The organism is Streptomyces sp. SX-6, assembly GCF_059089585.1.
Map to the genome: position 1 here is coordinate 226,490 of NZ_JBTHHU010000004.1, position 12,836 is coordinate 239,325.

Here is a 12,836-nt window from a genome sequence, read left to right on the forward strand (position 1 = left end):
ACGGCCCTTCCCGCGGCAGTGATCGGCTTCCTGCCCGGTCACGTTCAGCATGCCGCGCACGGCCCCGCCCTGGATGGGGCCGAATGGCCCTCTCCTCGGGGCCTGTTGGGCCCCGTGGAATAGTGAGCGGGTCAGCCGGGTTCCCCTTGCGACCGAACCGGCGGTGGCGGACCTTGGGCTCCCTGCCGACCGGACGCCACCGAAAGGACGAGGAACACCATGGCCGGAATGTTCGTGATCGGCGCCGGGCCCGGCATCGGGCAGGCCGTGGCCCGCCGGTTCGCCCGGGAGGGCTTCGACGTCGCGGTGCTGGCCCGTTCCCGGGCCACCGTCGACGGGGCCGTCGAGGCGGTCGGGCAGGCCGGGGGCAAGGCCCTCGGCCTGGAGGCCGACGCCGCCGACGAGGCGTCCCTGCGCTCCGCGCTCGACACGGCCGTCGACCGGCTCGGCGTCCCGGACGTCCTGGTCTACAACGCCGCCTGGGTCCGCTACGACCGGCCCGGCGAGCTGTCCGCCGCGGAACTGTCCGCGGCTCTGCGGGTGAACGTGGTCGGCGCGATGAGCGCCGTGACGCACCTGGCCCCCCGCATGTCCGCGGCCGGTGGCGGCACCGTCCTGCTCACCTCCGGCATGCCGGTCGCCCGTGTGGCGGCGACCAGCCTGTCCATCAGCAAGGCCGGGCTGCGCGCGGCCCGTTCGGTGCTCGCCGAGGAGTTCGGGCCGCAGGGCGTGCACATCGCCACCATCACGGTCGCCGGGCCGGTCTCCCCGGGCTCACCTCTCGATCCGGACCGTATCGCCGAGCACTACTTGCGGCTCGCCCGGCAGCCGGCCGGCCAGTGGGAGGACGACGTCCTGTTCGACGGCGAGACCGTCAAGTAGGAACCAGTTAGGAACCAGTTCGGTTCAGTCGCTGCTGGCTTCGGACTTCTGCCGAGGCCACAGCTGAGGTGCGCGCCGTGGCGGCCGGGACACGATGTCGCCACCGGTCGACCTGCCGGACAGCACCACGCGCAGGCGCACCGGGACCTCCGGGTCGGCGGCCGGGCGGACCTTGATATCGCCGCGGCTGTAGGTCACGTCATCGGCATCGACCACGATCCCCGGTGCGGTTATCAGCGTCAGATGCCCGCCGAAGCGCAGGTCGACATTGATGTGCAGGGTGTCGTGGGTGATCACGGCCTCGGTGAAGTCGAGCTTCAGCTCACTGAACTTCAGCCGTATCTCCATCCGGCGTGGAACCAGCCAGCGACCGGTGCGCTTGCCGTCCCCGAAGCGCTGGTCGATCCGGATCACCTCGCGGGCCTGCGGCGGCATCCCTTCGAGCGGCAGATCGGCGGTCAGCACCTCGAGGTCGGAGGCGGTCCGTGCCGCCATCGCCGCCTCGATGCGCTCCTCCAGCTCCGCGCCTGTCAGCCGGCCGTCGCCGGCCGCGACCCGGAGGATCTCCACGGCCTGATCCCGGTCCCGGTGGGATACCCGCTGCTCGGACACCGGGCGGCGGGACGGAGTGTCAACTGCGTTGGAGGGTGTGGAGAGATCGCCTGACATGAATTCAGTGTGCGGGCAGGATCAGGGCACTTGCAACGTCCGGTCAAGGAAATGGGTGATGACCCTGACAGAAGTCAGGGGCGCCGATCGGCGCGCGATCGGGGTGGCAAGCGCGACGGATGGCGGCTGACCCGGGCGGTGACGGCCACGAGCATGGTCGTCATGAATCCCGAACGCAAGAGAATCCGGCGGGCGTTGTGCGGAGGCGTGGTCGCGCTCAGTGTTGGTGCGGGCACTGCGGCGGCAGCAGCTCCTGTCCCCGACGGGACACGGGCGGCCGTGTCGGCCCGCTTCGATCCTGCCGGAATGAAATCCGCCATGGACGGTCTGCACCGCGCAGGCGTGCCGGGGGTGTACGCCGAGGTGCGTGACGGCGGCCGGATATGGCGCGGTGCCTCCGGGGTCGCCGACGTCAGAACCGGCCGTCCCGTCAGCCCCGACATGCTGCAGCGCGTCGGCAGCATCACCAAGACCTTCACCGCCGCCGCGGTCATGCAGCAGGTCGAGCAGGGCCGGGTCCGGCTCGACGCACCGATCGGCGGCTATCTGCCGAGGCTGGTGCCGGGCGAGCGCGGCAGGAAAATCACGGTTCGGATGCTGCTCAACCACACCAGCGGCATCCCCGATTACATCCCCTACGCGTTCCCGTCCCTCAAGGGCTTCCCCTCGGATCTCTCGGGCATCTCGTCCAAGAGCCTGGACGACAACCGGTTCAGGCAGTTCAGCCCGGCCGAGCTGATCGAGATGGGACTCGCGGCGCCTCCCGCCGGCGAGCCCGGAGGCCCGACAGGGGCGTACTCCAACACCAACTACCTGCTCCTCGGCCAGCTCCTGGAGCGGGTGACCGGTACCACGGCCGAGAGGTACATCACCCGGAACGTCATCGAGCGTGCCGGGCTCCGGCACACCGGGTTCCCGGCCGGGCCGGTCATCAGGGGACCGCACTCGCGGTTGTACGAGGCCTTGTACGGCCGGATCGACCCACCGCGCGACTACAGCGTCTACAACATGTCCTGGACGGGGACGGGGGCCGCCCTGATATCCACCATGGAGGATCTCAACCGTTTCTACGGCGAGTTGCTCGCCGGCAAGATCGTCAGCCGGTCGTCGCTCGCGCAGATGCAGCGTACGGTCCCGGTCCGCGCCCTGGACGGAAAGATGATCGAGTACGGCCTCGGCCTGCACAAGGTCGGCGTCCCGGGCTGCGGCACCTTCTGGGGTCACGACGGCACGGTCTGGGGTGCCGGGACGGTGTCCCTGACCCGGGACGACGGCAAGCGGCAGATGTCCGTCGCGATCAACCTCATGAGGTGGAACGAGCTGGACTCCTCGGGGAAGCCGCAGCACCACCCCATCGACGACGCGATGCCGAAGGTGTACCAGCAAGCGATGTGCGGGTAACGGCAATTACCCTCAGGGCCCGTCGTTGACAGAAACCTTGACGGAGCCGGTCAGCACGCGGTGGTCGGAGCAGAGCGCGCCACCGCACTGAGTGTCCGGGGCGAGGGAGCCGGCCGAGTAATTGCCGACGACCTTGTCCTCGCGGACGAAGATGAAGTCGATTTTGGCGCCGGTTCCGCAAGGACCGGCGTCATTGGGGTCGACTGTGCTGACCGTCGACTCCCCGTAACCGGGGCAGTGGGCCGGGTTGTTGTCGTCGAGCTCGTGGTAGTGCCCGGTGTTGCGGTCGTTGTTGGGGGTGTTCACGCTGGACGAGTAGAACTCGTCCAGTCGCCCCCAGTTGGGCTGCATATTGAAATCGCCGGCGATGATGACGGTGTCGCCCTGGGCGTGGTAGTTCTCCAGGCGGTCGAGCACATAGTCGGCCTGCGGCTTACGGTATGCGTCCACGTAGGTCAGATGCGTGGCGCAGAACCTCATGTGCGGGCTGTCCTCCAGGGACGCGCACAGCAGCTTGCGTTTCTCCCGCTTGCCGTCGTCGGGGAGAGTGAACCGGTCCGCGTGATTCAGGGGATGCTTGCTGAATATCGCTATGCCCTCCTCCTCGCCGCCGCATGCTGAGTGTCCTGCGGGATAAGCGCCCTCGAACCGTGCGAAGTTGGTGCCGTTCTCGGGCCATCCGGAGGAACGGAGGTTGTCCTCCAGTGCCCGGAACTGGCCGGCACACAGTTCGTTGAGCGCGACAAAGTCGGCGTTGCGGTCGCGGATCGACTTGGCGGCTTCGCTGACCATTCCATTGGTGGCCGAGTTGTGGTTCATCGAGTCGCCCGCCACGTTCCACTGCCAGACGGTGTAGGTGCTCTCCGCGGCCGTACTCCCGGTGGCCGCCGCGGTGGCCACCGGCAGGACAAGGCCCGCCCAGGCGAGAACAGCCGCCGTCCATATCCTCAAGGTGCGCATCAAGCTCCTGTATCTCTGTGAAAGCGGGGAGACGACTTGATGGATGTCGTCTCCCCGCAGTGCGCAAATTCCTGGCTACCAGCCGCCGTTGCCGATTTCGGTGCGGTCGCCGAGGCCGCCCTTGCCGGTGCCGGGGTAGAAGTAGAGCTTTCCGGTCTTGCCGGGGTCGGATTCGACGGCGGCGAGGTCACCTGTGCCATCGCCGTTGAAGTCGGCTCCTGCGTAGCCCGAGATGCCGTTCCAGCCGCCGTTGCCGATTTCCACGCGGTCGCCGAGGCCGTGGCCGTTGCCGGGGTAGAGGAACAGCTTGCCGGTGCTGGTTTCGGTGGCGATGAGGTCGTCCTTGCCGTCGCCGTTCATGTCGCCCGGGCTGACGAGCTTGTTCATGCCGTTCCAGCCGCCGCTACCGATTTCAATGCGGTCGCCGAGGGCGCGCAGACCATCGCGGTTTCCCTGACCCGGGTAGAGGTACAGCTTGCCGGTGGTGATGTCGGTCCCGCCGATGTCCTTCTTGCCGTCGCCGTTGAAGTCGCCGGCGAACAGGTTCTTCAGGCCGTTCCAGCCACCGCGACCGATCTCGATCCGGTCACCGATGCCATTGCCCGTGCCGGGATACATGAACAGCTTCCCGGTCTCGACTTCGGTGGCGATCAGGTCGTCCTTGCCGTCGCCGTCGAGGTCGGTGGCGACGAGGCCCTTCATGCCGTTCCAGCCGCCGTGGCCGATCTCCACACGGTCGCCGAGGCGGCCGTTGCCCTGGCCCGGGTACATGAAGAGCTTCCCGGTGTTGACCTCGACCGCGATCAGGTCCTTCTTCCCGTCGCCGTTGAAGTCACCCGCGGTCAGGCTGGTCATTCCAGGATCGGTGGGCTCGGGCGGGAACGGATCGGCGTGGTCATAGGCGAGGCCCGCCTCGGGAGCGCAGCCCCAGGCGTTCGGCCCCTGGACAGCCAGCACCTTCTCGGCGATCCGGATCTGCTGTTCCTTGGTGGCCAGGTCGGCACGGGGCGCATATTGCGTGCCCCCGAACTCTTCCCACGTGCTCTGCTGGAACTGCAGACCGCCGTAGAGGTGGTCTCTGTAGTTGATGATGTGCCAGTCGCCGGAACTCTCGCACTGGGCGACCTTGTCCCAGGTGGCGACCGAAGCGGCCTGAGCTGTACCGGAGTTGAAGAGGGCGAGGGCAGCGACCGGAGCGAGTGCGGCGGCGAGCAGCCCGGTGCGCAGGCGTGCTGAAAGAGACATGCTTACCTACTCGTTGAGGGGTGGGTGGTGCGGATTACCAGCCGCCGTTGCCGATTTCGGTGCGGTCGCCGAGGCCGCCCTTGCCGGTGCCGGGGTAGAAGTAGAGCTTTCCGGTCTTGCCGGGGTCGGATTCGACGGCGGCGAGGTCGCCTATGCCGTCGCCGTTGAAGTCACCGCCCGCGTAACTGGAGATGCCGTTCCAGCCGCCGTTGCCGATTTCGACGCGGTCGCCGAGGCCGTGGCCGTTGCCGGGGTAGAGGAAGAGTTTGCCGGTGCTGGTTTCGGTGGCGATGAGGTCGTCCTTGCCATCGCCGTTCATGTCGCCCGGGCTGACGAGCTTGTTCATGCCGTTCCAGCCACCGCTACCGATCACGACGGGGTCGCCCAACGCCCGCAGGCCGTTGCGGTTTCCGTTGCCGGGATAGAGGACGAGCTTGCCGGTGGCGATGTCCGTGGCGCCGATGTCCTTCTTGCCGTCGCCGTTGAAGTCGCCGGCGAACAGGTTCTTCAGGCCGTTCCAGCCGCCACGGCCGATCTCGATCCGGTCGCCAAGGCCGTTGCCGGTGCCGGGGTAGAGGAACAGCTTCCCGGTGCTCTTCTCCGTGGCGATCAGGTCGTCCTTGCCGTCGCCGTCGAGGTCGGTGGCGACGAGGTCCTTCATGCCGTTCCAGCCGCCGTGACCGATCTCCACCCGGTCACCGAGGTGACCGTTGCCCTGGCCCGGGTACATGAAGAGCTTGCCCGTGTCGACCTCGACCGCGACGAGGTCCTTCTTCCCGTCACCGTTGAAGTCACCCGCCGTCAGGCTCGTCATCCCGGGGTCCGTCGGGGCGGCCGGCGCGACATCGACATAGTTACGGTCGGTCTGGATGGTGGTGCCGCCGTACGTTTCGTAGCTGTCCCCCCAGTACTGGTGCACGCGCTGGTGGTTGGCCCAGTAGTCGGCCGGAAAGGCGTCCTCGTCCGTGTCGGCCTGGTGGTTCCAGTGGGCCGTCCACATCACGTCCGGGCGCTGATAGGAGTCGGAGTTGTAGACCGAGGCGAGGTCGCCGGCCCCGCTGGCGGCGGAGGCGTACACACCCGAGCGGAAGCCCAGGGCCTGTACCCGCTGGGTCCAGGCGGACAGATAAGTCAGCACATTCGTCCGCAGGCCCCGGTCGTTGTAGTGCTCCATGTCGGAGTAGAGGACGGTGCCAGGGACGAATCCGAGGTCCTTCGCCTTGTTCACCGCGTCCTCGGCGTCGGCCCGGCCCTGGTCTGCGGCGCCGCTGCCGGAGCGTATGTCGGCAGCCCTGGGCGCGCCGTAGATGGGAAGCAGGTGCCAGCCCGCACTGCTCTGTTCGGCGACGTAGGAGGCCGAGAGGTTGGGCTGGTCGCACACCCGGGTGCCGCCCATATAGATACCCAGTCCCCGGTACGGAGAGGCGGACCAGTCCCGCATTGAGGAGGAGGACGGAGCGGCACAGGTATCGAATGCCTTGCCGGTGAATCCGGTGGAAGGGGTCACCGAGGCGTCCGCCGCCAGTGAACGGCGGAATTTCTTGGTCGGCTTGGGCGGTACGGCCATCGGCCTCGCGGACCGGTCGATGGAGGCCGAGCGGAGTATCTTCTCCACGGTCGCCGTGGAGTCCCCGTAGTTGGCTCTCGCGTACAGCCCCGCGCCTTCGAAGGCCACTCGTATTTCGTTGCCCCGGTCGGCGGGCAGGCTACGGGGAACCGGCTTTCCGGCCGGTACGGTGACGGTAGGGGAGCTCACGCTCTCGGCGGCACCCGAAATGGGTTCCACGATCAGGGAGTCGGTCCTGTCACCGGTGATGTGCGCCGGGCACTTCTGGTCGGCTCCGGGGTGGCCCAGGTAGACGGTGTGCTGGTCGAAGCGGACGCAGGTCTCCGGCTGCTTGGCCAGGTCAACGACCTTCCAGCCACTGGGAATCCGGAGATTCAGGCCCTGGTAGGAGACGGCGGTGGTGGCGGTGGTCGCGGAAGCCGCAGGGGCGAGTTGCAGCGGGGTGGCCACAACTGCCGCTGCGGCGGCGAATGTTGCCAGTCGGTATATGCGCTGGGAAGGCATGGCTCTCTCTCGGGACGGCGACGGCTTGGGGCAGGAATGCCGCCCGGGGCGGGCCGCCTGCGTGGCGGACCCGCCCCGGGCAGTGGTGCGGATTACCAGCCGCCGTTGCCGATTTCGGTGCGGTCGCCGAGGCCGCCCTTGCCGGTGCCGGGGTAGAAGTAGAGCTTTCCGGTCTTGCCGGGGTCGGATTCGACGGCGGCGAGGTCGCCTATGCCGTCGCCGTTGAAGTCACCGCCCGCGTAACCGGAGATGCCGTTCCAGCCGCCGTTGCCGATTTCCACGCGGTCGCCGAGGCCGTGGCCGTTGCCGGGGTAGAGGAAGAGTTTGCCGGTGCTGGTTTCGGTGGCGATGAGGTCGTCCTTGCCGTCACCGTTCATGTCGCCCGGGCTGACAACCTTGTTCATGCCGTTCCAGCCACCGCTACCGATCACCTGCGGATCGCCGAGGGCACGGAGGCCATCACGGTTTCCGTTGCCCGGGTAGAGAACCAGTTTCCCCGTGGCGATGTCCGTGGCGCCGATGTCCTTCTTGCCGTCGCCGTTGAAGTCGCCGGCGAACAGGTTCTTCAGGCCGTTCCAGCCGCCACGGCCGATCTCGATCCGGTCGCCGAGACCGTTGCCCGTACCCGGGTACATGAAGAGCTTTCCGGTGCCCTTCTCGACGGCGATCAGGTCGTCCTTGCCGTCGCCGTCGAGGTCGGTGGCGACGAGGTCCTTCATGCCGTTCCAGCCGCCGTGACCGATCTCCACCCGGTCACCGAGGCGGCCGTTGCCCTGGCCCGGGTACATGAAGAGCTTCCCGGTGTTGACCTCGACCGCGACGAGGTCCTTCTTGCCGTCACCGTTGAAGTCACCCGCCGTCAGGCTCGTCATGCCCGGGTCGTCAGGAGCATCGTCGACAATGGAGGTGTTGCGGATCGGGTAGTAACTGTCGGCGTCGCGGTTCGGATAGTAGGCGTAGGGGAGCGTGTGGTGCCATATACCGCTGCCCGAGAGCTCATAGCCGACATATGAGGTGTGTGCGTCGTCGGCCCACTTGTCGAAGATGACGATGTGTCCTTCGTTGCCCGGCTTGGGGTTCAACAGGGCGTCGCCTGCCCGGAGTTCGTCCTTGCTGATCCGCTTGGCGACGGAGCCGTCGAAGTCGGGTGTGGTCAGCGAATCTGCAAGGTTCCAGGCCATGGAGACAAAACCGGAACAGTCCGTCCGGTAGCCCTGGTAATAGGCGCCCTGGTTGTACGACACATCTGCGTCCACCCAGGTCTGGGCGCGTCTGAGCACCTCGCTGCGGGTGATGGTCGGGGCCAGGCTGTTGGCCCCGCGGGTCAGGCCCTTGGAGACATGTCTGCCGGGGACGTGCGTCCTCGGGCCCTGGCCGGGGTTGGCGTGCTTCTGGGGCGTCGGCGTGGCCGATGCCTTGTGCGTGGGCATCGGCGTGGCCGCCATCGCCGAAGTCGCGAGTGTGCCGCCCGCCACGGCGCAGGCGAGGGCTATACCGATGGCGGACTTACGCAGATAGGTGTTACTGGGCACAGGGATCTCCCGTAAAATTGCGTGCTGGCATGGCGAATTGGCCGCCAGTGCCAGAAGGAATGCGGTGGTCGGATCAGCGGTCAGTGACCGCGTTACGCACAGGGGTGTTCGCGAGCCGGGAACATGGGGAAGGCGGCACGTCCGCTAGGACGGGGTGCGGAACATCTCCGGTCGTACCTCCAAGAGCGACGTGCCAATGTCCGCGGATCCCGTGGAGCCGCGCCGACGCAGAACAGCTTGCGCTCCCGACGGGGCCGGCGAAAAGGGAATCCGGGTGGACCGAAGCGGCCTTGGACGGATCAGTCCAGCCAGCAGTGGTCCAGCAACGGCACCTGGGAGCTGAGCAGTTCCCAGTCGGCCAGAGCCGGGGAACGTTCGATGGCGCACCGGCATACCCGCGCCGCCCGCAACTCGGCGGTCAGCAGCCGGTCCGCGCGGAGATAGATTCCGAGTACGGGGTGCGGCTCGGCGTGGCGGTGGACCACCACGTGCTCGACGCCGTCCTCGGGGCGGGCGTGGGCCAGGACCAATGCCCCGGTATTCTCCGGGAGGTTCATGGCCGGGGGGCCGCACAGGCCGACGTGCACGAGATACATGGCGTCAACCCTCCCAGCCGGAGAAAGGTCCCGCCAGCCGACAGCGCGGAGTGGTTCATTCCGTGACCATATTCGTGGTGACAAACGATGGCACACCCCCTTCCCTCCCATGGGCATGCAATGATCACCTGAATTCCCGGTAAGAACCGACTCAACTTGGGGGCAAACCGTGTTGGAAACCCTGGGACTTGATGCCACCTCGGAGCGCGTGTACCGGGGCATGCTGGCGATGCCTGGCGCGGGCGTGGCCACCCTGGTCGAGTACCTGGGGATTCCGGAGTCCGATGTACGCCGCGGGCTGGACATTCTGAGCGAGCTTGCCCTGGTGCGGCCGTCGACCGAACAGCAGGGCTGCCCGAGCGTGGTCTCGCCGGACATCGGGCTGAACGACCTGATCCACCGACAACAGGCGCAGCTCGAGGCCCAACGGCAGCATCTGGCGGAGTCGCGCGCCGCGGCAGCCCGGCTCATCGCGGAGTTCTCGGAACAGCGTTCTTCGGCCACCGGCCTCACCGTTGAGCAGGTGACGGGGACGGACGCGGTCACGGACAGGCTGGTGAAGCTCAGACGCGCCGCCCGTACCGAAGTGCTGACCTTCTGCCCCGGTGACACCCATCCCGAGGAGCAGTTCGACGCGCTCCGCCCCTTCCACCAGGAGCTGCTGGAACGCGGGGTGCGCATGCGCGCCGTCTTCCTGGACAGCGTGAGCAACCACGCCCACTGCGTGGCGTACGCGCAGTGGCTCACCGACCTGGGCGGCCAAGTGCGTACCGTTCCCTCGCTTCCGACCCGCATGGTCATCACCGACGGGAACACGGCGATGCTGCCGGTCAACAGCGAGGAGCCCGAGGCGCGTTCGGTGGTGCTCACCGGCCAGGTGGTGCTCGCCGCCCTGGTGGCTCTCTTCGAGCGGACCTGGGACATCGGCCAGCCGCTGGGCTGTTCGTCCTACCGCAACTCCCTGGGGCTGACGCCTCAGGAGGAGGCCACCGTCGCGATGCTGGCCGAGGGCCGTACCGACGAGACCATCGCCAAGCGGCTGGGTGTCTCTCAGCGCACCGCGCGGCGGATCGCCACCGGGCTGATGGAACGCCTGGGCGCTCGCAGCCGGTTCGAGGCCGGGGTGCTGGCGGTCCAGGCGGGCTGGCTGTCCGTGGGCGGCAGCGGAGACGGGCCGGCCCGGTCCCGGCCGGTGTCAGGGCCGTGACAGGCGTATGTCAGGCCCGACGGCAAGTGTGGCCGCAACAGCCGCCCATAGCCGCCACGCAAGGAAGTCAAGTCCGATGACTCAAACGGTTCCCGTCCCGCACGGCCTCCCCATGGACCGCGATGCGGGCCCCTTCGACCCGCCCCGTGGAATCACCCGGCTGCGCGAGGCCCGCCCTGTCAGTCCCATGGTGTTCCCCGACGGTCACGAAGGCTGGCTCGTCACCGGCTACGAAGCGGTCCGTCAGGTCATGGCCGACACCCGGTTCAGCTCTCGTCAGGACATCGGCGTTCTCCACGTGCCGTACGAGACCCCCGGCATGCCCGCCCCTACCGAACCGTCCCCGCAGATACCGGGATTGTTCATCGCCATGGATCCGCCGGACCACACTCGGCTGCGGCGCAGGCTCACCGGCGCCTTCACCGTCAAGCGCATGAAGCAGCTCGAGGAGCACATCAGCGACATCGTCGAGCGGCAACTGGACGAGATGGCACGCCTCGCCCCGCCGGTCGACCTGGTCAAGGAGTTCGCGCTGCCGGTGCCCTCGCTGGTGATCTGCGAACTGCTCGGTGTCCCCTACGAGGACCGGGAGACCTTCCAGGTCAACTCCGCCAAGTTCCTGGTCAAGGACGTGACGCTCGAGGAGAAGACGGCCGCGTACGGCGCACTGACCACGTACCTCGCCGAACTTGTCACGCGCAAACGCGCCGAGCCCGGCGACGACCTGCTGTCCGACCTGGCCCGCCATGACGACCTCACCATCGAGGAACTGACCGGCATCGCCTTCCTGCTGCTGTTCGCGGGCCACGAGACCACCGCCAACATGCTGGCGCTGGGCACCTTCGCGCTCCTGGAGCACCCCGAGCAGCTGGCCGAACTGCGCGCCGACCCGGATCTGCTGCCCGATGCCGTCGAGGAACTCATGCGCTATCTGTCCGTCGTCGATGTCCTCTATCGCTACGCCACGGAGGACATCGAGGTCGACGGTGAAATGATCGGCAAGGGATCGACCGTCGTCGTCGCGTTCCTGGCCGCCAACCGCGATCCCCGGCGCTTCGACAACCCCGACACCCTGGACGTCCACCGCAAGGCCCGCGGTCATCTGTCCTTCGGCCATGGCGTGCACCAATGCCTCGGCCAGCAACTGGCCCGCGTCGAGATGCGCGCCGGTTTCGCCGGACTGCTGCGACGCTTCCCGGACCTCGAACTCGCCATCCCCGCAGGCGAGGTGAAACTCAAGACCGACATGAATATCTACGGCGTCCACGAGCTGCCGGTCACCTGGACGGAAACGGCCCGGTAGCCGTCCTCCGCAAGCCCCTTGATCTCTCACCTACAGGCCACTGTCTACAGTGCTGTAGACAGTGGCGAGCGGCGCACGGCGCCGGGAGAGCGGAGCGAGCATGGCGATGTCGGGTGGTCGGGCGGTCACCGAGCAGTTGGGACAGGGGGCCCCGGCTCACCGGAATTCCCACCGGCGGGGGCCCCAGCCCGGCTGGAGCAAGGTGCCGGAGGTCACCGCTCTGTTCTGGGTGGTGAAGATCCTTACCACCGGTATGGGCGAGACGGCCTCGGACTACCTGGGCCGCACCCTTGGCCCGATACCCGCCGGGGCCATAGGATTCGCGGGTTTCGCCGCCCTGTTGACGCTGCAGTTCCGCGCCACCCGCTACCGTCCCTGGATCTACTGGTCGGCGATCGTCATGGTCAGCGTGTTCGGCACCATGGCCGCCGATGTGGTCCATGTGGTGGCCGGCATTCCCTACGCCGTCTCCACCGTCGCCTTCGCGGCCACCCTGGCCGCCGTCCTGTTCGCCTGGAACGCCGGCGAGCGCACGCTGTCCATCCACAGCATCCGCACCCGCCGCCGGGAGACCTTCTACTGGGCGACGGTGCTGGCCACCTTCGCCCTGGGCACCGCCATCGGCGACCTCACGGCCGGCACCCTGCACCTGGGCTACTTGCCCTCCGGCCTGCTCTTCGCCGCCGCCATCGCCGTACCGGCACTGGCCGGCCGCCTGGGCCTGCTCAACTCGGTGGTCGCTTTCTGGTCCGCGTATATCCTCACCCGCCCGCTGGGCGCCTCCTTCGCCGACTGGATGGGTGTTCCGGCCGGCCGCGCCGGCCTGGGCTGGGGCACCGGCCCCGTCACCCTCGCCCTGCTGGTACCGATCCTGGTCCTCATCGGCTATCTGGCGATCAGCCGCCGGGACACGCTGCGGGAGCAACTCGCCGGTTCCCGCTAGTCGGTTGGGGCGCTCCGGGAGGAGCGT

The 12,836-nt window shown here is 67.8% G+C and carries 11 protein-coding genes; 5 read left to right on the top strand and 6 right to left on the bottom strand.

All coding sequences use genetic code 11. The features are described 5' to 3' along the window. Positions 1-219: 219 nt before the first annotated feature. Complete coding sequence (locus ACV530_RS06915; protein ID WP_494331369.1) at positions 220-882, top strand: SDR family NAD(P)-dependent oxidoreductase; 663 nt, start codon at positions 220-222, stop codon at positions 880-882. A 24-nt stretch (positions 883-906) separates the two neighbouring features. Here the strand turns inward: ACV530_RS06915 and ACV530_RS06920 are convergent, their stop codons facing one another. Beyond that, entirely contained in the window at positions 907-1,551 is a 645-nt protein-coding gene (locus tag ACV530_RS06920; protein WP_494331370.1) for a DUF1707 SHOCT-like domain-containing protein, read from the bottom strand. A gap of 306 nt (positions 1,552-1,857) precedes the next feature. On the opposite strand from ACV530_RS06920, the gene ACV530_RS06925 reads away from it, so the two are divergent. After that, positions 1,858-2,952: a serine hydrolase domain-containing protein gene (locus ACV530_RS06925; protein WP_494331371.1), complete on the top strand. Its 1,095-nt coding sequence runs from the start codon at positions 1,858-1,860 to the stop codon at positions 2,950-2,952. 12 nt (positions 2,953-2,964) lie between these two features. Here ACV530_RS06925 and ACV530_RS06930 read toward each other — a convergent pair whose 3' ends face one another. From ACV530_RS06930 to ACV530_RS06950, 5 genes are all read right to left on the bottom strand, one after another. Further along, positions 2,965-3,912, bottom strand: coding sequence for an endonuclease/exonuclease/phosphatase family protein (locus ACV530_RS06930; RefSeq protein ID WP_494331372.1), 948 nt, complete (start codon positions 3,910-3,912; stop codon positions 2,965-2,967). Positions 3,913-3,987: 75 nt separating this feature from the next. Further along, a complete protein-coding gene (locus tag ACV530_RS06935; protein WP_494331373.1) occupies positions 3,988-5,157 on the bottom strand; it encodes an FG-GAP-like repeat-containing protein in 1,170 nt (389 codons plus the stop codon). A 34-nt stretch (positions 5,158-5,191) separates the two neighbouring features. Continuing rightward, positions 5,192-7,228 (bottom strand): glycoside hydrolase domain-containing protein, encoded by a 2,037-nt coding sequence (locus ACV530_RS06940; protein WP_494331374.1) that lies wholly within the window; start codon positions 7,226-7,228, stop codon positions 5,192-5,194. A 92-nt stretch (positions 7,229-7,320) separates the two neighbouring features. Continuing rightward, positions 7,321-8,760 carry a C40 family peptidase gene (locus tag ACV530_RS06945; RefSeq protein ID WP_494331375.1) on the bottom strand — a complete coding sequence of 480 codons (1,440 nt, stop codon included), beginning with the start codon at positions 8,758-8,760 and terminating at the stop codon, positions 7,321-7,323. 299 nt (positions 8,761-9,059) lie between these two features. Continuing rightward, a complete protein-coding gene (locus tag ACV530_RS06950) occupies positions 9,060-9,356 on the bottom strand; it encodes a hypothetical protein (protein ID WP_494331376.1) in 297 nt (98 codons plus the stop codon). A gap of 169 nt (positions 9,357-9,525) precedes the next feature. Between ACV530_RS06950 and ACV530_RS06955 the strand changes: the two genes are divergently transcribed. The 3 genes from ACV530_RS06955 to ACV530_RS06965 all read left to right on the top strand — a co-directional run bounded on the left by ACV530_RS06955 (position 9,526) and on the right by ACV530_RS06965 (position 12,809). Then, a complete protein-coding gene (locus ACV530_RS06955) occupies positions 9,526-10,563 on the top strand; it encodes a helix-turn-helix transcriptional regulator (protein WP_494331377.1) in 1,038 nt (345 codons plus the stop codon). A gap of 76 nt (positions 10,564-10,639) precedes the next feature. After that, positions 10,640-11,866, top strand: coding sequence for a cytochrome P450 (locus ACV530_RS06960; protein WP_494331378.1), 1,227 nt, complete (start codon positions 10,640-10,642; stop codon positions 11,864-11,866). 100 nt (positions 11,867-11,966) lie between these two features. Further along, a complete protein-coding gene (locus ACV530_RS06965; protein ID WP_494331379.1) occupies positions 11,967-12,809 on the top strand; it encodes a COG4705 family protein in 843 nt (280 codons plus the stop codon). Positions 12,810-12,836 lie beyond the last annotated feature (27 nt).